Source organism: Nocardiopsis sp. MT53 (assembly GCF_019598965.1).
GTDB classification, from domain to species: Bacteria; Actinomycetota; Actinomycetes; order Streptosporangiales; family Streptosporangiaceae; genus Nocardiopsis; species Nocardiopsis changdeensis.
Window position 1 is genome coordinate 2973241 of sequence record NZ_CP080599.1, and the last position, 21921, is coordinate 2995161.

General features: G+C 73.4%; 19 protein-coding genes. 13 read left to right on the forward strand and 6 right to left on the reverse strand.

The genetic code is table 11. The annotated features are described in order from the left end of the window. The first annotated feature begins 34 nt into the window (after window positions 1-34). The 9 genes from pdxH to K1J57_RS13305 all read left to right on the forward strand — a co-directional run bounded on the left by pdxH (window position 35) and on the right by K1J57_RS13305 (window position 9870). Window positions 35-688, forward strand: coding sequence for a pyridoxamine 5'-phosphate oxidase (pdxH, locus tag K1J57_RS13265; protein ID WP_220564735.1), 654 nt, complete (start codon window positions 35-37; stop codon window positions 686-688). A gap of 83 nt (window positions 689-771) precedes the next feature. After that, entirely contained in the window at window positions 772-1590 is an 819-nt protein-coding gene (locus K1J57_RS13270) for an arylamine N-acetyltransferase (protein WP_220564736.1), read from the forward strand. Window positions 1591-1803: 213 nt separating this feature from the next. Further along, window positions 1804-2505, forward strand: coding sequence for a metal-dependent transcriptional regulator (locus tag K1J57_RS13275; protein ID WP_220564737.1), 702 nt, complete (start codon window positions 1804-1806; stop codon window positions 2503-2505). Between the two features lie 143 nt (window positions 2506-2648). Next, complete coding sequence (locus tag K1J57_RS13280) at window positions 2649-4925, forward strand: SpoIIE family protein phosphatase (RefSeq protein ID WP_220564738.1); 2277 nt, start codon at window positions 2649-2651, stop codon at window positions 4923-4925. Between the two features lie 121 nt (window positions 4926-5046). After that, window positions 5047-5916: an ABC transporter substrate-binding protein gene (locus K1J57_RS13285; protein WP_220564739.1), complete on the forward strand. Its 870-nt coding sequence runs from the start codon at window positions 5047-5049 to the stop codon at window positions 5914-5916. 1 nt (window position 5917) lies between these two features. Further along, window positions 5918-6778 carry an amino acid ABC transporter permease gene (locus K1J57_RS13290; protein WP_220564740.1) on the forward strand — a complete coding sequence of 287 codons (861 nt, stop codon included), beginning with the start codon at window positions 5918-5920 and terminating at the stop codon, window positions 6776-6778. After that, window positions 6775-7557, forward strand: a complete 783-nt coding sequence (locus K1J57_RS13295; RefSeq protein WP_277615501.1) for an amino acid ABC transporter ATP-binding protein — start codon at window positions 6775-6777, stop codon at window positions 7555-7557. Before K1J57_RS13290 ends, K1J57_RS13295 begins: the two co-directional genes overlap by 4 nt. Before the next feature lie 224 nt (window positions 7558-7781). Then, the gene (locus tag K1J57_RS13300; RefSeq protein ID WP_255647029.1) at window positions 7782-8546 is read left to right on the forward strand and encodes an NPP1 family protein; all 765 of its coding nucleotides are present in this window, start codon (window positions 7782-7784) and stop codon (window positions 8544-8546) included. Between the two features lie 82 nt (window positions 8547-8628). Continuing rightward, a complete protein-coding gene (locus tag K1J57_RS13305) occupies window positions 8629-9870 on the forward strand; it encodes a cation:proton antiporter (protein ID WP_220564741.1) in 1242 nt (413 codons plus the stop codon). Window positions 9871-9922: 52 nt separating this feature from the next. On the opposite strand, the gene K1J57_RS13310 is transcribed toward K1J57_RS13305, so the two are convergent. After that, window positions 9923-10090, reverse strand: a complete 168-nt coding sequence (locus K1J57_RS13310; RefSeq protein ID WP_220564742.1) for a hypothetical protein — start codon at window positions 10088-10090, stop codon at window positions 9923-9925. Window positions 10091-10125: 35 nt separating this feature from the next. Then, window positions 10126-11268, reverse strand: a complete 1143-nt coding sequence (locus tag K1J57_RS13315) for an acyl-CoA dehydrogenase family protein (protein ID WP_220564743.1) — start codon at window positions 11266-11268, stop codon at window positions 10126-10128. A gap of 178 nt (window positions 11269-11446) precedes the next feature. Here K1J57_RS13315 and K1J57_RS13320 point away from each other — a divergent pair, with 178 nt between their 5' ends. After that, window positions 11447-13474 (forward strand): MDR family MFS transporter, encoded by a 2028-nt coding sequence (locus K1J57_RS13320; RefSeq protein WP_220564744.1) that lies wholly within the window; start codon window positions 11447-11449, stop codon window positions 13472-13474. A gap of 181 nt (window positions 13475-13655) precedes the next feature. On the opposite strand, the gene K1J57_RS13325 is transcribed toward K1J57_RS13320, so the two are convergent. Next, window positions 13656-13949 carry a hypothetical protein gene (locus tag K1J57_RS13325; RefSeq protein WP_220564745.1) on the reverse strand — a complete coding sequence of 98 codons (294 nt, stop codon included), beginning with the start codon at window positions 13947-13949 and terminating at the stop codon, window positions 13656-13658. Between the two features lie 149 nt (window positions 13950-14098). Here K1J57_RS13325 and K1J57_RS13330 point away from each other — a divergent pair, with 149 nt between their 5' ends. Next, window positions 14099-15241, forward strand: coding sequence for an acetyl-CoA C-acetyltransferase (locus tag K1J57_RS13330; RefSeq protein ID WP_220564746.1), 1143 nt, complete (start codon window positions 14099-14101; stop codon window positions 15239-15241). Between the two features lie 51 nt (window positions 15242-15292). On the opposite strand, the gene K1J57_RS13335 is transcribed toward K1J57_RS13330, so the two are convergent. Together K1J57_RS13335 and K1J57_RS13340 are read right to left on the reverse strand one after the other, a co-directional pair. After that, on the reverse strand, window positions 15293-16519 hold the full coding sequence (locus tag K1J57_RS13335) for a winged helix-turn-helix domain-containing protein (RefSeq protein WP_220564747.1): 1227 nt from the start codon (window positions 16517-16519) through the stop codon (window positions 15293-15295). A gap of 38 nt (window positions 16520-16557) precedes the next feature. After that, complete coding sequence (locus K1J57_RS13340) at window positions 16558-18516, reverse strand: acyl-CoA dehydrogenase family protein (RefSeq protein WP_220564748.1); 1959 nt, start codon at window positions 18514-18516, stop codon at window positions 16558-16560. A gap of 536 nt (window positions 18517-19052) precedes the next feature. Here K1J57_RS13340 and K1J57_RS13345 point away from each other — a divergent pair. Both K1J57_RS13345 and K1J57_RS13350 read left to right on the forward strand, forming a co-directional pair. Continuing rightward, entirely contained in the window at window positions 19053-19886 is an 834-nt protein-coding gene (locus K1J57_RS13345) for an exodeoxyribonuclease III (RefSeq protein WP_220564749.1), read from the forward strand. A 35-nt stretch (window positions 19887-19921) separates the two neighbouring features. After that, window positions 19922-20782, forward strand: a complete 861-nt coding sequence (locus tag K1J57_RS13350; protein WP_255647168.1) for a ribokinase — start codon at window positions 19922-19924, stop codon at window positions 20780-20782. A gap of 52 nt (window positions 20783-20834) precedes the next feature. On the opposite strand, the gene K1J57_RS13355 is transcribed toward K1J57_RS13350, so the two are convergent. Then, window positions 20835-21872 carry a hypothetical protein gene (locus K1J57_RS13355; protein ID WP_220564751.1) on the reverse strand — a complete coding sequence of 346 codons (1038 nt, stop codon included), beginning with the start codon at window positions 21870-21872 and terminating at the stop codon, window positions 20835-20837. Between the last annotated feature and the right edge of the window lie 49 nt (window positions 21873-21921).

A 21921-nucleotide genomic window follows, 5' to 3' on the forward strand; every position in this document is an offset into this window, starting at 1 on the left:
CGCGGGCGGGCCCCGGCGAGAGAAGATGCCCCCTGTGGACCGTACAGACCCCGCCGAGCTGCGCAAACCCTACCTGGGGGCGCCCCTGCGCCGCGCCGACCTCGCCGAGCACCCCATGACCCAGTTCCACCTGTGGTTCGAGGAGGCCCACGAGTCGGGCCTGGCCGAGCCCAACGCGATGGTGCTGGCCTCCGTGGAGCCCGACGGCATGCCCCGGGCCCGTACGGTGCTGATGAAGGGCTACGACCGCAGGGGCCTGCGCTTCTTCACCAACTACACCTCGCGCAAGGGTGTCGCCCTGGAGGCCGACCCCCGGGCGAGCGTCGTCTTCCCCTGGCACCCCATCCGCCGCCAGGTCCTCGTCGCGGGCCGGGTGGAGCGCCTGGGCGACGCCGAGAACGACCGCTACTTCGCGTCCCGCCCGCGCGGCTCCCGCCTGGGCGCCTGGGCCAGCGAGCGCCAGTCCCAGCCGGTCGCCGACCGCGAGGAGCTGGACCGCCTCTACCGCGAGTTCGAGACGGTCTGGCCGGGCGACACCGAGATCCCCCGCCCCGCCTACTGGGGCGGCTTCCGCCTGGTCCCGCGGGAGGTCGAGTTCTGGCAGGGCGGCGCCGACCGCATGCACGACCGCTTCCGCTACCTGCGCACCGGCGACGACACCTGGGACGTCGACCGCCTCGCCCCCTGACCCCGGCCCGGAAAAGCGCTTCCGGAACGTCGCCGCCCCCGGATAGCCTGCCGCGTCGGCACCGGCACGGAGCGGGGGAGCACATGGACATCGGGGCCTACCTGGAGCGGATCGGCCACACCGGGCCGGTCCGGGCGGACGCGGCCACCCTGGCCGCGGTGCACCGGGCGCAGCTGGGCACCGTGCCCTACGAGAACCTCGACATCCAGGCGGGGCTGGTCCCCTCGCTGCACCCGGACGACCTGTTCGACAAGATCGTCCGCCGCCGGCGCGGCGGCTACTGCTACGAGCTCAACTCCCTGCTGGCCCTGGTGCTGGAGGACATCGGCCTCGAGGTGACCCGGGTGCGCGGCGCCGTCGGCCCGCGCGACGCCGAGCCGCCCGAGTGGGCCAACCACCTGGCCCTGCTCGTACGCGCGGACGGGCGCCTGTGGGTGGCGGACGCGGGGCTCGGCGACGGCTTCCTCGAACCGCTGCCGCTGGAGCCGGGCCGGTACCGGCAGGGGCCGTTCACGTACACCGTCGAACCCGGGGGAGACGGGACCACCTGGTGGATCGGCCACCACGGGAAGGCCGCGGTGCCCGGCTACCTGCTGGACACCGAGCCGCGGTCGGCCGCCTACTTCGAGCCGTACCACCGGGCCAAGGCGACCTCGCCCGAGTCCGTGTTCGTGCGCACCCTCGTCGCCCAGCGCCCGTTCCCGGACGGCTCCCTCACCCTGCGCGGCAACGCCCTGACCGAACTGGCGCCGGTGGGGAAGAACACGGTCCTGCTCCCCGACGCCGCGGCGTTCGCCGAGGTCCTGTCCGACCGGTTCGGCCTGACCCCGGACGGGGCCGACACCGCGGCGCTGTTCGCGAAGGCGAGCGCGCAGACCGCGGAGCACCTGGCCCGGGGCTGACGCGGAACCGGGCCCTACGGCCGGGCCCGTACGGAATTTCGGGTCCTTGCCGTCACGATATGCTTGCGGTATTCGGTGGTCGCTCCCGCGGTCGCGCGGACACCCCGGTCCCCACTCGGCTCCCGGGAATCGCATCGCCCCGACCTGTGTTGTGAGAGACCCGCCGTGCCCGCCGTGACCGTGCGCCGGGCGCAGAGTCATGGGAGGGGAGTCTTGACCGCACACGGGCTGATCGACACCACGGAGATGTACCTCCGGACGGTATTCGAGCTCGAGGAGGAGGGCATCGTCCCCCTCCGGGCACGGATCGCCGAGCGCCTGCACCAGAGCGGCCCCACCGTCAGCCAGACCGTGGCCCGCATGGAGCGCGACGGCCTGCTGCGGGTCGAGAACGACCGGCACCTGGTCATGACCGCCGAGGGCCGCAGGCTGGCCACCCACGTCATGCGCAAGCACCGGCTCGCCGAGCGGCTGCTGGTCGACGTCATCGGGCTGCCCTGGGAGGACGTCCACATCGAGGCCTGCCGCTGGGAGCACGTCATCTCCGAGGCCGTGGAGGAGCGCCTGGTGACGCTGCTCAACGCGCCCTCGGTGTGCCCCCACGGCAACCCGATCCCGGCGCTGGACGAGCTGGGCCTGGACGACTACTCGCCCGAGCCCTTCACCGACGAGTCCATCGTGCCGATGGTCGACGTCGCCTCGGGGCCCGAGACCACCGTCACCGTCCGCCGGATCAGCGAGCAGATCCAGTCCGACGCCGACATCATGCGCACCCTGCGCGAGGCGGGGGTGCAGCCCGAGCGCGAGGTCGTGCTGCGCGCCACCGACGACGGGGTGCGGGTGCTCGCCGAGGACGGCGGGGGCACCGACCTCACGTCGGCGATCGCCGGGCACATCTTCGTCGCCAAGCCGTGACGACGGGGACCCGTTGCTCATCAGGATTGTCACATTGCGCTGCGAGAACGTTGACGGTGTTGCTACGCTCGCTGCAAGGTGCGGTCGTTCGGGTGATCCGGGGCGGGCATGCTTGCAGTTCATGACGGCGAGGTGGCGGCTAGATGACACGGTGGGGTGAGCCCTTCCGCGAAGGCGACGCGCTCGCCACGGCCGCCGTCGTGGACCGCGCGCAGATCGCCATCGTCGTCATCGACCGGTTCAGCCTGCTGCGCTACTGGAACCCCTTCGCACGCGAGCTCTTCGGCTTCGTCGGCGGCCGCGACTACGTCGGACTCTCGCTGCTGGACATCGGCATCCACGAGTCCGACCGCGAACACGCCTCCCAGCTGGCCCGCCGCGTCCTGCGCGGCGAGCCCTGGGAGGGCACGTTCGCGGTCCTCAAGGGCGACTCCACCTGGATCCACGTGCGCGCCCAGGCCGTGCCGATGCGCAACGAGGACGGCGAGATCGACGGCATCACGCTCATCGCCCGCGAGGCGCTGCGCAGCGGCCGGGTCGAGGAGCAGTACGGCCTGCTGGAGCGGATCGGCAGCCGGCTGGCCGGCTCCCTGGAGTTCGACTCCACCGTGCGCGGGGTCGCGGGCATCCTGGTGCCCCAGTTCGCCGACCACTGCTTCATCGACCTCTACGAGCAGGACCGGCTGGTCAGACGGGTCTCGGTGCACGCCGAGGGGTGGATGCCCCCGCCCCACACCTGGTTCGACGTCGGGGACGAGGTCCGCTACCCCGAACGCCACTTCGTGACCCAGGCGCTGCGCCGGCTGGAGACGGTCGTCAGCAGCGACTACCTCTTCGAGAACTCCCCCAGCAGCCGCTCCGACATGGTCTCCCGGCAGGTCGGCGTCACCTCCGCGATCGCCGCCCCGCTGCGCGCCCGCGGCGAGGTCCTGGGAGTGCTCACCCTGGCCCTGTCCGGGCTGTCCCCGCGCCAGAAGAACACCTACGGCGGCTTCGACCGCGACCTCGTGGGCGCCATCGCCTCCCGCGTCGCGCTGGCCATCGACAACGCCCGCCTCTTCGAGGAGGAGCGCACCACCGCCCTGGCCTTCCAGAACAGCCTGCTGCCCAGCGACTTCCCGCCCCAGGACGGGCTCACCATCGCCTCCCGCTACCTGCCCGCCGGGCCCACACAGGCGTACGGCCACGGCATCCAGACCCAGGTGGGCGGCGACTTCTACGACGTCATCCCGCTCTCGGCCGGCCGGGTGGGCCTGGTCATCGGCGACGTCGAGGGCCGCGGCCCGCACGCCGCCGCCGTCATGGGGCAGCTGCGCGCCGCCCTGCGGGCCTTCGCCCAGGCCGACCGCGAACCCGCCGACATCCTGCGCGAGCTCGACGAGTGGGTGCGCCGCCTGGGCCGCCCGATCGACGGCGGCACCTGGATCCCCAGCGTCAGCTGCCTGTACATGGTCTACGACGCCTGGTCGCGCGAGCTCTCCTACGCCAACGCCGGGCACGCGCCCCCGCTGCTGATCACCTCCGAGTCCGTCGAGGCCCTGGAGCTGGAGGTCAACGACCGCATGCTCGGCACCCGGGCCAAGGCCGGCGCGGGCGAGGACGTCGTCTACCACCAGGCGGAGCTGCGGCTGCCCACCGGCGCCACGCTGCTGCTGTACACCGACGGCCTGGTCGACCGGACCCCCGTCGGCGGCGCCCGGGACCCCGAGAGGGCGTTCCGCAGGCTCACCGATCGGGTCTCCGAGGTCGCGGACAAGGACGTGGAGCAGATCGCCGAGGCCGCGGTGCACAGCGTTCCGGGCGAGCTGGACGACGACACCGCGCTGCTGGTCGTGCGCACCGACTCCGACGAACTGGCGCTGCGCGAGGGCTGGTTCCCCTCCGAGGCCTCCACCGTGGGCGAGGCCCGCCACCTGGCGGCCAACACCTTCAAGGAGTGGGGGATGGACCGGGACCAGTCGGAGCTGGCCTGCCTGCTGGTCTCGGAGATCGTCACCAACGTCGTCATCCACGCCACCCCGCACCCGGTGCACCGCGAGTTCACCGACACCGGGGTGCGCGACTCCGAGACGCCGTTCGACGGCACCCCCGCCTTCGACGAGTTCGACGAGGACTGGAGCGACCTGCTGGACGAGGTCGCCGAGGCCGACGAGGCGGACGCCCAGGACGACGACAAGGAGTTCCTGCTCCGCCTGCGCAAGGGCGCCTCCCGGGTGTGGGTGGAGGTCTTCGACCACGACCTGCGCCTGCCGCGCATCCGCAGCGCCGCCGCGGACGACGAGGGCGGCCGGGGCCTGTACCTGGTGGAGCAGCTGGCGACCCGCTGGGGATCGCGGCCGACCCCGGACGGCAAGGCGGTCTGGTTCGAGATGCCCATGCACGCGCCGGTGGAGGACGGGGACGCCGAACCCCTCGCCTGACCCCCGGACGGGTGACCGGTCGGACGCTCTGCGTTCCGTGACGCAAAAGACCTGGATTCACCCCCGGTGAGGTAGGTAATTTGTACGGCATTCCCCGTCCCCCTCCCCGCGGAGTGAGCCGATGACCTCCCGCCACCTGCCCGCGCTCGGCGCCGTCGCCGCCGGTGCCGTCCTGCTGGCCACCGCCTGCACCCCGGCCGACGAGGCCGACCCCGGATCCGGCGGCGGGGCCGCCGTCGAGTGCACCCCCGACGGCCTGCCCACCCTCACCGAGGGAGTGCTCACCATCGGCACCGACAGCCCCGCCTACCCGCCGTGGTTCGTGGACGACGACCCCTCCAACGGGGAGGGCTTCGAGTCGGCCGTCGCCTACGCGGTCGCCCTGGAACTGGGCTACAGCGCCGAGGACGTCACCTGGACGACGGTGGCGTTCAACAGCGCCATCCAGCCCGGCCCCAAGGAATTCGACTTCGACATCAACCAGTTCTCGATCACCGAGGAGCGGGCGCGGGCCGTCGACTTCTCCAGCCCCTACTACGACGTCCGCCAGGTCGTCGTGGCGCTGGCCGGCTCCGAGGCCGCCGAGGCGGAGTCCACCGACGACCTGGCCGGCCTGGCCATCGGCGCGCAGGTCGGCACCACCAGCTACGACACCCTGGTGGAGGCCGTGGACCCGCGGACCGAGCCGCTGGTCTACAACAACAACGACGACGCCAAGCAGGCGCTGGAGAACGGCCAGGTGGACGCGGTCGTCTTCGACCTGCCCACGGCGTTCTACATCACCTCAGCCGAGCTGGAGGACGCCGTCATCGTCGGGCAGCTGCCCCGCACCGAGGAGGCCGCCGAGCAGTTCGGCCTGGTGCTGGACCTGGACTCGCCGCTGACCGACTGCGTCAGCGGGGCCCTGGACTCCCTGCGCGAGCGCGGGGTCCTGGCCGAGCTGGAGCAGGAGTGGCTGGCCGAGGCCGCGGACGCCCCCGAGCTGGCCTGACGTGGCGGCACACGTCCCCGCGCACGTTCCCAGTGCCCTGGAAGCGGAGAGGGCCGCGCTGCGCCGCCGCCAGAGCGTTCGCTCGGTGCTGGTCGGCGCGGTCTCCACCGCCGTGCTGGGCGCCGTCCTGGTGACCGTCGTGGTCGGCTCTCCCGGCTGGGAGAGGGTGCGCGACACCTTCTTCGACCCCGAGGTGGCGGCGGAGGCCCTGCCCGCGGTGCTCACCGGGCTGTGGCTCAACGTGCGGCTGCTGGTGTTCTGCGCCCTGGGCGCGCTGGCCGTCGGCCTGCTGGCCGCGGTGCTGCGCACCCTGCGGGGGCCGGTGTTCTTCCCGCTGCGGGCCCTGGCGACCGCCTACACCTACGGCTTCCGCGGCGCCCCGCTGATCATCGTGCTGTACCTGATGGCGTTCGGGGTGCCCGGGCTGCGGCTGGAGAACACCCCGAGCGTGCTGGTGCTCGGCGGGATCGCGCTGGTGGTCACCTACGGCGCCTACATCGCCGAGGTGTTCCGCGCCGGGATCGAGTCGGTGCACCCCAGCCAGATCGCGGCGGCCCGGTCCCTGGGCCTGACCTACCCGCAGGCGATGCGCTGGGTGGTGCTGCCCCAGGCGGTGCGGCGGGTGTCGCCGCCGCTGCTCAACGACATGGTGGCGCTCCAGAAGGACGTGGGCCTCATCTCGCTGGCCGGGCCCATCGACGCGATCCGCGCCGCGCAGATCGCCACCGCGCAGACCTACAACTTCACGCCGTACATCGTCGCCGGGGTGCTGTTCGTGCTCATGGCGGTCCCGCTGGTGGCGGTCACCGACCAGGTGACGCTGCGGGCGGCGCGGCGCCAGTCCGCGGAGGGGGCCCGGTGAGCGAACTGGACCGGACGGCCAGGATCGAGGGCCCCGCCCCGGTGCTGCGCATGCGCGGGGTGCGCAAGGAGTTCCGCGGCAACACGGTGCTGGACGGGCTGGACCTGGACGTGCCCGAACACGCCGTGGTGGTGCTCATCGGCGCCTCCGGCTCGGGCAAGTCCACCCTGCTGCGCTGCGCCAACCTGCTGGAGCCCGTCACCGACGGGACCATCCACCTGGACGGCGAGCACATCACCGACCCGCGGGTGGACGCGGACCGGGTGCGCCGCCGGATCGGCATGGTGTTCCAGTCGTTCAACCTGTTCCCGCACATGACCGTGCTGGACAACGTCACCCTGGCCCCGCGCCGGGTGCACCGGCGCGAGCGCCGGGAGGCCGAGGAGAAGGCGCGGGAGCTGCTGGACCGGGTGGGGCTGGCCGACAAGGCGGAGGAGTACCCCGACCGGCTCTCCGGCGGCCAGCAGCAGCGGGCGGCGATCGTGCGGGCCCTGGTCAACGGGCCGCGGCTGCTCCTGCTGGACGAGATCACCAGCGCCCTGGACCCCGAGCTGGTGGGGGAGGTGCTGGACCTGGTGCGGGGGCTGCGCGAGGACGGCATGACCATGCTGCTGGCCACCCACGAAATGGGGTTCGCCCGCCAGGTCGCCGACACGGTGTGCTTCCTGGAGGGCGGGCGCGTCCTGGAGCAGGGGCCGCCCGAACAGGTGCTGGGCGATCCGCGCGAGCCGCGCACGCGGCGGTTCCTCCAGCGGATCATCGACTCCGGCCGCCTGTGAACGTTCCCCGCGCCGAACGCGCGGGGAACACTCCGCCCCGGTTCCGAACACCCGGGGAACTCCGCGTTGCCCCCGTTGCGCGGGGAGCGCCGGCCCTGGTGTCATCGACTCCGACCGGCACCACCCGCGCCCCGCGTGCTCACCCATGGTGACCGCGCGACCCCCGTGCGGCGTTCCGGTCGTCGGCACGCCCCCTGTGCCGGACACCGAGAGGAGACCCCCCCTTGCCGCAACGCGCACCCTCCCGCCTGGCGCGCCGGGCCCTGGCCCTGGCCGCCGCGCTCGTCCTCGTCACCCCCGGCATCGCCCTGGCCGCGCCCCCGGCGGCGCTGCCCGCCGCCCACACCGCGGAGGAGGGCCGGTGGCAGCCGGCCTTCGACTACGACACCGACGGCTGCTACCCGACCCCCGCCATCGGCCCGGACGGCACCCTCAACGGCGGCCTGAACACCACCGGCGCCCTCAACGGGAACTGCCGCGACCGGTCCGACCTGGACAACACCAACTCCTACTCCCGGTCCAAGTGCGACCCCAGCGGCTGGTGCGCGTACATGTACGCGCTGTACTTCGAGAAGGACCAGGTGCTGCCGGGCTGCTGCGGCCACCGGCACGACCTGGAGCACGTCGTGGTGTGGGTGTTCGGCGGCCAGGCCCGCTACGTGTCCGCGTCGGCACACGGCGACTACGACACCCGCCCGGCCGACCGGGTGCTCTGGGAGGGCACCCACCCCAAGATCGTCTACCACAAGGACGGCGCGTCCACCCACGCCTTCCGGTTCGCCGCCGGGCACGACGACCCGCCGGAGAACCACTACGGCGTCTGGCAGTACCCGGACCTGGTCGGCTGGGACCACTTCCCGCCCGGCATCCGCGACATCCTGGCCTCCGCCGACTTCGGCAGCGCCCAGCTCGACCTGAGGGACGGCTCGTTCCCGGGCGCGCTGGCCAGGGCCGAGCCCGCGGGCATCGACTTCGACCCCTGGGGGTAGCGGGCGTGTCCCCGCCGCCCCGGGCCGCCCCGGACGTAGTGTTCCCACGTCCGGGGCACGGGGGCCCGGGGGACGGGGGGACATGGACGGCGCGGAACTCGGCACGATGGGCATGCTCCTGGCCCTGCTGGCGGCGGCCCTGCTGGCCCCGCTGCTCGGCGACCGGCTGGCGCGGTGGGTGCTCGTGCCCTCGGTGGTGCTGGAGATCGGCTTCGGGATCGTGCTCGGGCCCTCGGTGCTGGGCCTGGTCGAGGAGAACGAGACGATCACCCTGCTGGCCGACCTCGGCCTGGCCCTGCTGATGTTCATGGCCGGGTACGAGATCGACTTCCGGCGGATCAAGGGCAGGCCGCTGAACCGGGCCCTGCTGGCCTGGGCCTGCTCGGTCGCCCTGGGGCTGGGCCTGGGCTGGGCGGCCTTCGGGGCGTCCCAGACCGCTTTGATCGTGGGCCTGGCACTGACCACGACCGCCCTGGGCACGGTCCTGCCGATCCTGCGCGACTCCGGGGCGCTGGGCGGGGCGTTCGGCACCCGGTTCCTGGCCTCGGGCTCGGTGGGCGAGTTCGGGCCGATCGTGCTGATCGCCCTGCTGCTCAGCGGTTACCGCCCCTGGCAGGGCACCCTGCTGCTGGCCGTCTTCTTCGCCCTGGCCGGGGCGTGCGCCTGGGCGGCCACCCGGCCGCGTTCGGAGTGGTGGGCGCGCCTGATCCGGGCGACCCTGGGCTCCAGCGCCCAGGTGGCGGTCCGCCTGTGCATGGTGGTGATCGTGGCGCTGGTCTGGCTGGCGTCCGCCCTGCAACTGGACGCCCTGCTCGGGTCGTTCGCGGCGGGGGTCGTCATCAAGCTCATGATCACCATCAACCACGGGGAGGAGGCGGAGCAGGTGGAGGCCAAGATGGACGCCATCGGCTTCGGGTTCCTCATCCCCGTCTTCTTCGTGATCACCGGAGTGCGCTTCGACCTGGCCTCGCTGCTGGCCCAGCCGCTCCTGCTGCTGCTCCTGCCGGTGCTGCTGGCGGCGTTCCTGCTGGTCCGGGGCGGACCCGAATACGTGTTCTCGCGCGGGGACGTCCCCGACGACCAGCGCCCCGCGCTGGTGCTGTTCTCGGCCACCGCCCTGCCGCTGCTCACGGTCCTGACCACCATCGGCACCCGCGACGGCGCGCTGGACGGCGCCCACGCCGCGGCCATCGTGGCGGCCGGCATGCTCAGCGTCCTGATCCTGCCCCAGGCGGGCGGCGCCCTGCTGCGCCGGGCCACGGGCGCGGGGCCCGCGGACCCCGCGACCCGGCGCCGCGAGGAGGAAGAGGAGGAGGACTACTGACCCGGCCCGGGCCCGGCACCCCTTCCGGGGCCCGGAGGCCCCGCCGGAGCGCTCAGCGCCAGGACCAGGCCCACAGCATCAGGCACATGAAGACGAAGAAGACCACGATCGCGCTGGTCTTCCAGGGGATGTGGACCCTGGGCCGCAGCTTGCGCACGCCGATGACGAGCAGCACGACCAGCAGGCCCATGACGATGAGGCCGTCCCACGCACCGCTCATGACCTACTCGACCCTTCTGGACGGGGGTGGTCCGGTCACAGGCCCAGGCCGCGCCCCACGATCTCCTTCATGATCTCGGTGGTGCCACCGTAGATCGTCTGCACGCGGGTGTCCTGCCAGGCCCGTGCCACCGGGTATTCCATCATGTACCCGTACCCGCCGTGAAGCTGCAGGCAACGGTCCATCACCTTGTTGCACAGCTCCGTGGTCCACCACTTGGCCATGGCGGCGTCCTCGACGGTGAGTTCGCCCCGGTCGAGCAGGGTCACCGCCCGGTCCACGTAGGTGCGGGCGATGTCGACCTCGGTCGCCAACTCGGCCAGGACGAAACGGGTGTTCTGGAACCGCCCGATAGGGCGGCCGAAGGCGGTGCGCTCCCGGCAGTACTCGATGGTGTGCCGGAGCATGTACTCGGCGGAGGCCGTCGCGCAGACGGCGATGGACAGCCGTTCCTGGGGCAGGTTCTGGAGCAGGTGGATGAACCCCTGGCCCTCCCGGCCGATGAGGTTGGCCGCCGGGACCCGCACGTCCTGGAAGGACAGCTCGGCGGTGTCCTGCGCCTTCATGCCGATCTTGTCGAGGTTGCGGCCCCGCTCGAAGCCCGGGGTGCCGCGCTCGACCACGATGAGGGAGAAGCCCTGCGCCCCGGCCCCGGGGTCGGTCTGGCAGACCACGATGACCAGGTCGGCGTTGATGCCGTTGGTGATGAAGGTCTTGGAACCGTTGATGACCCACTCGTCGCCGTCGCGGACCGCGGAGGTGCGGATGCCCTGGAGGTCGCTGCCGGTGCCGGGCTCGGTCATGGCGATGGCCGTGATGATCTCGCCGCTGGCGAAGCCGGGCAGCCAGCGCCGCTTCTGCTCGTCGTCGGTGAGGTCGACGAGGTAGGGGGCGATGACGTCGTTCTGGAGGGTGACGCCCAGGCCGCTGGCGTGGGCCCGGCACACCTCCTCGTTGACGACGACGTTGTAGCGGTAGTCCTTCAGGCCGGTGCCGCCGTACTCCTCGGGGACGCCGTGCCCGAGCAGGCCGACCTCGCCCGCCCTGAGCCAGACCTCGCGGGGGACGATGCCGTCCTTCTCCCACTGGTCGTGGAAGGGCGCGACCTCCCGCTTGAGGAACTCGGCCACGGCCTCGCGGAAGAGGTCGTGGTCGGCGTCGAAGAGTTCCCGCTTCATGCTTCAGCTCCGAGGGTGTCGTGGATCACGGTTGCCGCCACAGTAACCGAATCGAATTCGGTTTAGAAGAGGGGGGTCCAAGCGGCGGCAAAGTTCCCGTCCTTCCGGGTGTTTCGCGCCTTTCGCGCCCTGCGTCCCTTCCTAGGGTGGCCGCACCGGCACACGGAAGGCGGAGCCGATGGCCCAGACCCGCAGGGAACGGCGCGAGCACCGGGGCGGACGGATCGCGGTGATCATGGCCGCGCTCATGCTCACGGTGCTGCTGTCCGCGCTCGACCAGACGATCGTGTCCACGGCGCTGCCGACCATCGTCTCCGACCTGGGCGGCCTCAACCACCTGTCCTGGGTGATCACCTCCTACCTGCTCGCGGTCACCGCCAGCACCCCGCTGTGGGGCAAGCTCGGCGACCAGTTCGGCCGCAAGACGCTGTTCCTGGTGTGCATCGCCGTGTTCCTGGCCGGATCGGCGCTGTGCGGCCTGGCCCAGGACATGCTCCAGCTGATCCTCTTCCGCGGCCTCCAGGGCATCGGCGGCGGCGGGCTGATGGTGCTGTCCATGGCGATCGTGGGCGACGTCGTCTCCCCGCGCGAGCGCGGCCGCTACCAGGGGTGGTTCGGGGCGGTCTTCGGCGTCTCCAGCGTGGCCGGGCCGCTACTGGGCGGGCTGTTCGTCGACCACCTGTCCTGGCGGTGGGTGTTCTACGTCAACCTGCCGCTGGGCGTGCTGGCGTTCGCCGCCGTCCTGGCGGTGCTCCCCGCCACCCGGCCCGCCGGCCGGCGGACCATCGACTACGCCGGGATCGTGCTGCTGGCCGCCACCGCCGTGTGCCTCACCCTGGTCGCCTCCTGGGGCGGCGCCGTCTACGACTGGGCGTCGCCGCAGATCCTCGTGCTGGCCCTGGCCGGCGTCGCGCTCGGGTTCGGCTGGTGGCTGTCGGCCCGCCGCGCGGCCGAGCCGGTGATGCCGCTGGGGCTGTTCCGCAACCCCGTCGTGGTGATCGCCATGGGCATCGGCCTGTGCGTCGGGTTCGCGATGATGGGCTCGATGGCGTTCCTGCCGCTGTTCCTCCAGGTCGTGCACGGCCAGTCGCCCACCGCCTCGGGGCTGTTCCTGCTGCCGATGGTGGTCGGGCTGTTCCTGACCTCGATCACCTCCGGGCGGCTGGTCACCCGTACCGGCCGGTACAAGCCCTACCCCATCGCCGGGATGGCGGTGACCTCGGTGGGGCTGTTCCTGCTGTCGCGGCTGGGACCGGACACGTCCGAGTGGCAGATGTGGGGCTCGTTCTTCGTCCTGGGGGTGGGCCTGGGGCTGGTCATGCAGGTCGTGGTGGTGGTCGTGCAGAACGGCGCCGACTACGCCGACCTGGGCGCGGCCACCTCGGCCGCCACGTTCTTCCGGTCCATCGGCGGATCGTTCGGCACGGCGGTGTTCGGCGCGGTCTTCTCCGGGCAGCTGGCCGCGAACCTGGCGGCCCGCGCCGGGGAGATGACGCTGCCCGCGGGCGTGGACCCGGCCGCCCTGGAGAGCGACCCGCGGGCCCTGGACGCGCTGCCCGCCCAGACGCAGGCCATGTTCCTCCAGGCCTACGCCGACGCCATCGACGTGGTGTTCCTGTGGGCGGTGCCGGTGGCGCTGGTCGGGCTGGTGCTCGCCGTGTTCCTGCCCGAGGTGCCGCTGCGCACCACGGTCGGGTCGCAGTCCGCCGACCTGGGGGAGTCCATCCCGCCGGTGGCCTCGGGCGGGCGCACCGCCCTGGAGGCCGTCGAGCGGGAGATCTACCGGGCCTGCGGCCACGAGGGGGCGCGGGAGATGTACACCCGGCTGCGCGGCGCCGCGGGGCTGGAGATCTCGCCCCGCGCCTGCTGGACGCTGAGCCACCTGGCGGTGACCGGGCCGCTGCGGGTGTCCGAGCTGGTGGAGATGTCCCACCTGCCCGACGACCGCTGGGAGGCGGTCCACCGGGAGCTGCTGGAGGCGGGCCACCTCACCGGGGAGGGCGAGCCCTGGGAGCTGAGCCCCGAGGGGGAGGCGGCCGCCCGCCGCGTCTTCGAGGCCCAGCGGGAGGCGCTGCGCTCCCTGCTCGACGACTACGACGCGGAGCGGCACCCGGAGGTGGTGGCCGCGCTGGAGCGGATGACCGCCGAGACGCTCGGCGACGAGGGCGACGCGGGCCGCGTGGTCCGCGAGGACCGCCTGTCCTAGGGCGTGTCCGGCGGATGCCTCCGAGCGTTCCGGCGCTCGCGCCGAATGCCGGGAGCGGCCGCGAGGCGATCTCTCGCAGGACGGCCGGCGCGGGTCGGCCCGGATTCGGCCGTCCGAGCGCAGGCGGCGCGGCGGGAGGCGGCCCCGCGGCCGCGACCCGGAATGATCCGCCGAACGCGCCCTAGCCGCCGTCGGTGCCGGGGGCGGTGAGCTCGGGGTAGTAGCGGGCGGCCTCCTCGTCGGCGTCCGCCCAGCGGGAGGCCAGGTGGAGCCAGCCCCACAGGAGCACGGGGACGGCCGCCGTGAGCAGCAGGGCCCACAGCGGCGCCTGCCCCAGGAGGCGGGCGGCCCAGAACCCGGCGGCGAGCGCGCCGCCGCCCGCGGCCCAGGCCAGGGCGCGGCGCCCGGAGGCGAAGGTGAGGAAGAACAGCACCGTGCCCGCGGCCGCGCCGAGGGCCATGGCGACCCCGCTCATCGGCGTCTCCTCTCGTCCGTCCCAGGGCAGCACACCGGGGTGAACAGAAGGGGAAACGGGCGGTGAAGGGGGGCCGGGGTCTTGCCGGATCCACAAAACCGAATACAGTTCGGTTCACAGGAAACGTCACCCAGGCCCTTGGAGGACCCGTGACCGAGGCATACATCGTCGGCGCCGTCCGCACCCCCGTCGGTACGAGGAAGGGCGCGCTGGCCGCCGTCCACCCCGCCGACCTCGGCGCTCACGTGCTCAAGGAGCTCGTCGAGCGCACGGGCGTCGACCCGTCCGCGGTCGAGGACGTCATCATGGGCTGTGTGAGCCAGGTCGGCCCCCAGGCCCTGGACCTGGCCCGCACCTCCTGGCTGTCCGCCGGGCTGCCCGAGAGCGTCCCCGGCGTCACCATCGACCGCCAGTGCGGCTCCTCCCAGCAGGCCGTCCACTTCGCCGCCCAGGGCGTCATGTCCGGCACCCAGGACCTGGTCGTCGCCTCCGGCGTCGAGAACATGGGCATGGTCCCCATGGGCTCCAACGTCCAGTACGCCATCGACAACGGCCTGGGCCTGTACGGCGACGGCTGGGTCGAGCGCTACGGCCTCCAGGAGATCTCGCAGTTCCGCGGCGCCCAGCTCATGTGCGAGAAGTGGGGCTTCAAGCGCGAGCAGCTGGAGGAGTACGCCCTGGAGAGCCACCGGCGCGCCGCCAAGGCCCTGGACGAGGGCTACTTCGACGCCCAGACCGCCCCGCTGGCGGGCGTCACCCGGGACGAGGGCGTGCGCGCCGACACCACCCTGGAGAAGATGGCCGGCCTGAAGCCGCTGCGCGAGGGCTGGGAGCTCACCGCCGCCGTGGCCAGCCAGATCTCCGTGGGCGCCGGCGCCGTGCTCATCGCCTCCGAGCGCGCCGTGGCACAGCACGGGCTCACCCCGCTGGCCCGCATCGTCCAGCTCTCCCTGGTCGGCGACGACCCGGTCTACATGCTCACCGCCCCGATCCCGGCCACGCGGATCGCCCTGGAGAAGGCGGGCCTGGGCATCGACGACATCGACGTCACCGAGATCAACGAGGCCTTCGCCCCGGTCCCGCTGTCCTGGATCGAGGAGCTTGGCGCCGACCCGGCCAAGGTCAACCCCAACGGCGGCGCCATCGCCCTGGGCCACCCGCTGGGCGCCACCGGCGCCGTCCTCATGACCAAGCTCGTCAGCGAGCTGCACCGCACCGGCGGCCGCTACGGCCTCCAGACCATGTGCGAGGGCGGCGGCCAGGCCAACGTCACCATCATCGAACGCGTCTGACCCGCGCCCCCGGGCCGCGCCGCCCCTCCGGGGCCGCGCGGCCCTGCCGTTTCAGCGGCGGGCCAGGGCCGGGCCGCCGGGGCCGTTGGGGAGGCCGAGCCAGGCGGCCATCTCGGCCAGGTGCTCCACCAGCTGCGGCAGGGTCTCGTCCGGGGCGCCGTCCTCCAGCGTGATCCGCTGGGCGAGCAGGGTGCCCGAGGCGCGGTCGGCCTTGAGGTCGACGCGGGCCACCAGGTCCTCGCCGAGCAGGAACGGCAGCACGTAGTAGCCGTGCACCCGCTTGGCGGCCGGGGTGTAGATCTCGATGCGGTACCGGAAGCCGAACAGCTCCTCGGCCCGGTCGCGGGTCCACACCAGGGAGTCGAACGGGCTCAGCAGCGCCCGCGCCTCCACCCTGCGCGGCAACCGGGCGTCCCGGTGCAGGTAGGCGGTGCGGTCCCAGCCCCGGACCCGGACCGGGACCAGCTCGCCGGACTCCACCAGGTCGGCGACGGCCGGGCGCGACTCCGCGCTCTTGAGCCGGAAGTAGTCGCGCAGGCAGGGCTCGGTGGCGATCCCGTGCGCGCGGGCGGCGATGGCCACCAGCTCCCGGTGGGCGTCCGCCTCGTCCGCCAGGGGCGCGGCGTGCACCTCGGCCGGCAGCACCCGCTCGGGCAGGTCGTACCGGCGCTCGAACTGGGAGTTGCGGCCGTTGGAGGTGAGGTCACCGACCCAGAACAGGTACTCCAGGCACTTCTTCACCTCCGACCAGTTCCAGCCCCAGTGGTCCTTGGCGCGCGGCACGTCGTGGGCGAGGGCGGCCTCCACCTCGCGGGCGGTGGCCGGGCCGATCCGCGCGACCTCCTCGTGCACCGCCTTGATCAGCTGCGGCTTCTCCACGTGGACGTTGTTCATCCAGCCCACGTCGGCCCGGGCCCGGTTGCGCTCCATGCGGTACCGCATGAGCTGCCGGGTGGCCGGGGGGACCAGGCTCGCCTCGTGCGCCCAGCACTCGACCAGGCGGGCCGGGCTCGCCTTGGCCGCGGTGGTGGCCGCCCGGTCCAGCAGCGCGGTGTCGTAGCCGCCCAGCCGGGCGAACACCGGCAGGTACTGGCTGCGGGCCAGCACGTTCACGCTGTCGATCTGGATGATCCCCAGGCGGCCCACCACCCGGCCCAGGTGGCCCAGGTTCGGGGTGCCCGCGGGCCGGGGGCCTGCCAGCCCCTGGGCGGCGATCGCGATCCGGCGGGCCTGGGACAGGGACAGTTCCGCGTCGCGGCGGGGGTGCGGTTCGGGCATGCCGAACACGGTAGCCCCCGCCGCCGACAATCCGCGCCTCAGCCCATCCGCCGGTGCAGGTCCTTCTCCCGGGAGGGCCCCGGCCCGGCCGGGGCGATCAGCGGTCCGGGCAGCGACGGGTCGAGCACGCCCTCCTCCAGCCAGGTGTAGGAGTCGTCCATGACCCGGCGGGCCACCTTGCCGTCGATGTCGTCGGTGTTGGACCACAGCCCCTCGAACAGCGCCTCGACCCGCAGCCGCGACTGGCGGCAGAAGGCGTCGGCGAGCTCCAGCGGCGTCGTGCCGCGCTCGGGCCGGGTGTCGGCGTCGTGCCGGGCCCGCACCACCGCCGCGCTCATCGCGAACAGCTCCGCGCCGATGTCCACCACCCGGCCCAGGAACCCCTGCTTGACCTCCATCCTCCCCTGCCAGCGCGTCATCCCGTAGAACGTCGACCGCGCCAGCCTGCGGGCGGCGCGCTCCACGTACCGCAGGTGCCCGGCCAGCGGCCCGAACTCCACGTACGCCGACGGCAGCTGGCCCCGGCCCACGGCCAGCGTCGGCAGCCAGGCCGCGTAGAACCCGGTCGCCCTGGTCAGCGCCCGCGCCTTGGCCGCGCGGTCCGCGTCCGGGTCGATGATGTCCCCGGCCACCGCCAGGTGGGCGTCCACCGCCTCGCGGGCGATGAGCAGGTGCATGATCTCCGTGCTGCCCTCGAAGATCCGGTTGATGCGCAGGTCCCGCAGCAGCTGCTCGGCCGGGATCCCCCGCTCGCCGCGGGCGGCCAGCGACTCGGCGGTCTCGAACCCGCGCCCGCCGCGGATCTGGACCAGTTCGTCGGCGATCCGGTAGGCGTGCTCGGACGCCCACAGCTTGGCGATGGCCGCCTCGATGCGGATGTCCTTGCGCTTCTCGTCGGCCATCCTGCTCGCCAGGTCGAGCATGGCCTCCATGGCGTAGGTGGTGGCGGCGATGTAGGAGATCTTCTTGGCGATCTCCTCGTGCCGGCCGACCGGCCGCCCCCACTGGACCCGCTCGCGCGACCACTCGCGCGCGATCCCGACCGCCCACTTGCCGGCCCCCACGCACAGGGCGGGCAGGGACAGCCGGCCCGTGTTGAGCGTGGACAGGGCGATGCGCAGCCCCTGCCCCTCCTCGCCGATCCGGTTGGCGGCCGGCACCCGCACGTCGTGCAGCCGGGTGACGCCGTTCTCCAGCCCGCGCAGGCCCATGAACCGGTTGCGCCGCTCCACGGTGATCCCGGGGGAGTCCCCCTCGACCACGAACGCGGTGATGCCGCCCCGGTGCCCAGGCCCCTCCGGCACCCGCGCCATGACCACCAGCAGGTCGGCGACGACGCCGTTGGTGGTCCACAGCTTCACCCCGTCGAGCCGGTAGCCGGTCCCGTCCTCGGTGGGCACTGCGGTGGTCCGCAGCCGGGCGGGGTCGCTGCCCACGTCGGGCTCGGTGAGCAGGAAGGCGCTGATGGCGTCGCGGGCGCAGCGCGGCAGGAACTCCCGCTTCTGGGCCGGGGTGCCGAACATGGACACCGGCTGGGGCACGCCGATCGACTGGTGGGCGGACAGCAGGGCGCCGATCGCCGGGGACACCGAGCCGACCAGGGTGAGGGCGCGGTTGTAGTGCACCTGGCTCAGCCCCAGGCCGCCGTACTCGACGGGGATCTTCATGCCCAGCGCGCCCAGATCGCGCAGTCCGGCCACGACCTCGTCGGGGATGCGTTCCTCGCGTTCGATGCGCTGGGCGTCGATCCCCTCGCAGAAGTCGCGCAGCCGGGCCAGGAAGGCGTCGCCGCGCTCGTCGTCCTCCCGGTCGGGGACGGGCATCGGGTGGATCAGGTCCAGGCGTAGGCGGCCCAGGTACAGCTCCTTGGCGAAGCCGGGCAGGTCCGAGGCGCCCTCGCGGGCCTGCTCGGCCACCGCTCTGGCGCGACGCTCGTCGATCTCGGGTGCGGTGGGGTCGGGGGTCTGCGCTCGGGCTTCGGGATCGGCCGCGGACATGGTCGTCACCTCGTCCTGGAAGGGGTCTGGGTGTGGCCTGCATCACAGCCCTACCCGGAGGCGGGCGCGCCGACGCACGGCGGGCCGGCCCCGGTGCCGGGGCGCGGCGGCCGGGCAAAAACCTTGGGCGAAATGCGAACCTCGGAGCCCGCTCGGCCGTCCTACGGGGCGCGACGGAAACAACCGGGCATGTGCTGGGAGTCCCGTCCTGGGCCCGGTGCGGAGGACGGCCGCACCGGGCCCGCCCGTCACCCTCCACCACCCTCAAAGGACGGCCTGCGGCCGGGCTTTTCTCCCTGCCCGTCTCCCTCCGCCGCCCTCAAAGGACGGCCTGCGGCCGGGCTTTTCTCCCTGCCCGTCTCCCTCCGCCGCCCTCAAAGGACGGCCTGCGGCCGGGCTTCCCTCCCCGCCTGTCGCCCTCCACCGCCCCCGGTCAACGGCCTCCCGGGCCCTCCCGGCCTCCGGCCGGCCCGTGTTTCGGGCCCGCCGCACCCGCTTCCTTCTCCGCTGTCGCCGCGAAGCCCTAGGCTGGCGCTGTGCGTATCGCGACTTGGAATGTGAACAGTGCCCGGGCCCGGGTCGAACGGATCGGGGCCTGGCTCGACCGGAGCGACGTCGACGTCCTCGCCATCCAGGAGACCAAGGCCAGGGACGACCAGTTCCCCGCCGCCGTCTTCACCGACCGCGGCTACGAGGTCGCCCACCACGGGATCTCCCAGTGGAACGGCGTCGCGATCGCCTCCCGGGTCGGCCTGGAGGAGGTGCAGGTCGGCTTCCCCGGCCAGCCCGGCTACGGCGACCCCGAGGAGGCCGAGGCCCGCGCCATCGGCGCCACCTGCGGCGGCGTCCGGGTGTGGAGCCTGTACGTGCCCAACGGCCGCGAGATCGACCACCCCCACTACGCCTACAAGCTGCGCTGGCTGGAGGCCCTGCGCGAGGCGGGCACGGCCGCCCTGGCCGCCGACCCCGACGCGCAGATCGCCTACGTCGGCGACTTCAACATCGCCCCCCAGGACGACGACGTGTGGGACGTGGCCGCCTTCGACGGCCTCACCCACGTGACCGAGCCCGAGCGGGAGGCCTTCCGGGCCCTGGGCAAGGCGGGCTTCGAGGACGTCGCCCGCGCGTACACCCCCGGCCCCGGCGTCTACACCTACTGGGACTACAAGGGGCTGGCCTTCCCCAAACGGCGCGGCATGCGCATCGACTTCGTGCTGGCCTCCCCGGCGCTTCGCGCCCGCGTGAGCGGTGCGAGCGTCGACCGTGAGGAGCGCAAGGGCAAGGGCGCCTCCGACCACGCGCCCGTCATCGTCGGTCTGGACGGGGAAGAGGGCCTGCCCCGCGACAAGAAGAAGGAGGACGGGGCGTGAGCGGCCCGCGCATCGCCGTCTTCGGCAGCGTCAACATGGACCTGGTGGCCTACGTGGGCACCGCTCCGGCCACCGGTGAGACCGTCACCGGCACCGCCTTCCGGCAGGTGCCCGGCGGCAAGGGCGCCAACCAGGCGGTCTCCGCCGCCCGCGCCGGCGCCGACACCGTGTTCCTGGGCGCGGTGGGCGACGACGCCTTCGGCGCCGAGCTGCGGGGCAACCTGGTCGCCTCCGGCATCGACACCACCGGCCTGCGCACCGTCCCGGGCCCCTCGGGCATCGCCCACATCGTCGTGGACGGCCGCGGCGGGAACTCGATCATCGTCGTGCCCGGCGCCAACGGCGAGGTCACCGGCACCGTGCCCGGCGACCGGGAGCTCATCGGCGGGGCCGACGCCCTCCTGCTCCAGCTGGAGCTGCCGATGGAGGCGGTCGTGGCGGCCGCGCGCACCGGCCGCGAACAGGGCGTCCGGGTGCACCTCACCCCGGCCCCGGCACGGGAGCTGCCCGACGAGCTGCTGGAGTCGGTGGACGTGCTCGTCCCCAACGAGCACGAGGCGGCCGCGATCACCGGGCGCACCGACCCCCGCGAGGCGCTCGCGGCGCTGCTGGAGCGGGTCCCGGAGGTGCTCGTCACGCTGGGCGGCGAGGGCTCCCTGTACGGGGCGCGCGGCGCCGAGCCGGTGCACGTCCCGGCGCTGAAGGTCGAGGCCGTGGACACCACCGCGGCCGGCGACACGTTCTGCGGCTCCTTCGCGGTGGCCCGGGCGGAGGGCGCCGGGCCGGCCGAGGCCATGCGGTTCGCCGCCGCCGCGGCCGCGCTGTCGGTCCAGCGCCACGGCGCCAGCTCCTCGATGCCGACCCGCGCCGAGGTCGAGGCCCTGCTCGGGGGCTGATCCGGCGGACGGCGGGGGCGGCACCGCACGGTGCCGCCCCCGCCGCGCGTCCTCAGAGGGTGTGGCGGCGCGGCCGCTCGGCGCCGTCGACGCTCAGCCAGGAGCCGTCCCCGATCACGACCAGGCGCTCGTGGTGCCGGGACTCCCCGGGGAGCGGGCCCAGCACCCGCCCGGTGGCCGCCTCCACGACGTGGTTCTCGCGGAAGTCCAGGTCCTGGCCGTCGTCCTCGTCCTCCTCGTCCTCCTCCGGCTCCGGCACGGCGCGCTCGCCGTGGACGGAGACGACGACGCGGTCCTCGTCGAGGAAGGCCGCCAGGTGCATGCCGAGGAAGAGCGTCTCGAAGTCGTCCCCGTCGTGGTCGAAGGCGTCCAGCCCGAAGCCGCCCAGCTCCTCCCCGTCGGGGAAGGAGTGGAGGGTGATCCCCGATTCGTCGCCGACCATGAACACCCGGCCGCTCGGTGACAGGTCCTCCAGGTAGCCGTACGTCCCGTACGCGTGGAGGTCGAGCCCCCCGTCCTCCAGGCGGGCGCGGAAGTTGCGGCCCCCGTCCTGGCCCTCCATCACGCCCACCAGGACGTGCTCCCCGTCCGGGTGGGGCCGGACGAGGGCCCCGTGCCCCGAACTCCCCAGCACGGCCTCGGCCAGAACGGTGCCGTCGGCCGCGTCGAGGGCCAGGAGCCGGTCGGTGCCGCGCTTGAGGTGCGGGTTGCGGTCGAGCCTGCGGTCCATCTCGGGCGACTCGCCCCGGGGGACCGGGACCATCGGGCCCTGCCGGTAGAGCCAGAGGGTCCGCCCGTCGGGCGAGAAGGCGCACGAGGGCCCGCCGGTCAGGTACGTGCCGTCCTGGTCGCCGGTCCTGAGGGGGTGCCGCCAGAGCGCGGTGCCGTCGCGGTCGGCGCACACCAGTTCCCCGCCGGCCGCGTAGGCGACGCGGTCCAGCCCGGGGGAGACGGTGTGGCCGGTGGCCCCGTCCCGTATGGAGAACCGGGCGGTGTGCCGGACGGGTGCACCGCTCTCGGCCGCGCGCTCGGTGAAGGCGTAGGCGTACGCGTCGGCGCCGTGGGCCAGGGTGACGATCCTGTCGGTCATCGTGTCCTTCGAGGGGGTCGTTGGGGCGTTCGGTCGCTCAGACGCCCCC

What these genes read in the sequence shown, in the direction of transcription:
- K1J57_RS13350 (WP_255647168.1), top strand. Translation starts at nt 19,922, where the DNA reads ATGGACCTGGTGGCCTACGTGGGCACCGCTCCGGCCACCGGTGAGACC.
- K1J57_RS13325 (WP_220564745.1), bottom strand. Translation starts at nt 13,949, where the DNA reads ATGAGCGGGGTCGCCATGGCCCTCGGCGCGGCCGCGGGCACGGTGCTG.
- K1J57_RS13310 (WP_220564742.1), bottom strand. Translation starts at nt 10,090, where the DNA reads ATGAGCGGTGCGTGGGACGGCCTCATCGTCATGGGCCTGCTGGTCGTG.
- K1J57_RS13335 (WP_220564747.1), bottom strand. Translation starts at nt 16,519, where the DNA reads ATGCCCGAACCGCACCCCCGCCGCGACGCGGAACTGTCCCTGTCCCAG.
- K1J57_RS13340 (WP_220564748.1), bottom strand. Translation starts at nt 18,516, where the DNA reads ATGTCCGCGGCCGATCCCGAAGCCCGAGCGCAGACCCCCGACCCCACC.
- K1J57_RS13355 (WP_220564751.1), bottom strand. Translation starts at nt 21,872, where the DNA reads ATGACCGACAGGATCGTCACCCTGGCCCACGGCGCCGACGCGTACGCC.
- K1J57_RS13285 (WP_220564739.1), top strand. Translation starts at nt 5,047, where the DNA reads ATGACCTCCCGCCACCTGCCCGCGCTCGGCGCCGTCGCCGCCGGTGCC.
- K1J57_RS13320 (WP_220564744.1), top strand. Translation starts at nt 11,447, where the DNA reads ATGGCCCAGACCCGCAGGGAACGGCGCGAGCACCGGGGCGGACGGATC.
- K1J57_RS13270 (WP_220564736.1), top strand. Translation starts at nt 772, where the DNA reads ATGGACATCGGGGCCTACCTGGAGCGGATCGGCCACACCGGGCCGGTC.
- K1J57_RS13315 (WP_220564743.1), bottom strand. Translation starts at nt 11,268, where the DNA reads ATGAAGCGGGAACTCTTCGACGCCGACCACGACCTCTTCCGCGAGGCC.
- K1J57_RS13305 (WP_220564741.1), top strand. Translation starts at nt 8,629, where the DNA reads ATGGACGGCGCGGAACTCGGCACGATGGGCATGCTCCTGGCCCTGCTG.
- K1J57_RS13280 (WP_220564738.1), top strand. Translation starts at nt 2,649, where the DNA reads ATGACACGGTGGGGTGAGCCCTTCCGCGAAGGCGACGCGCTCGCCACG.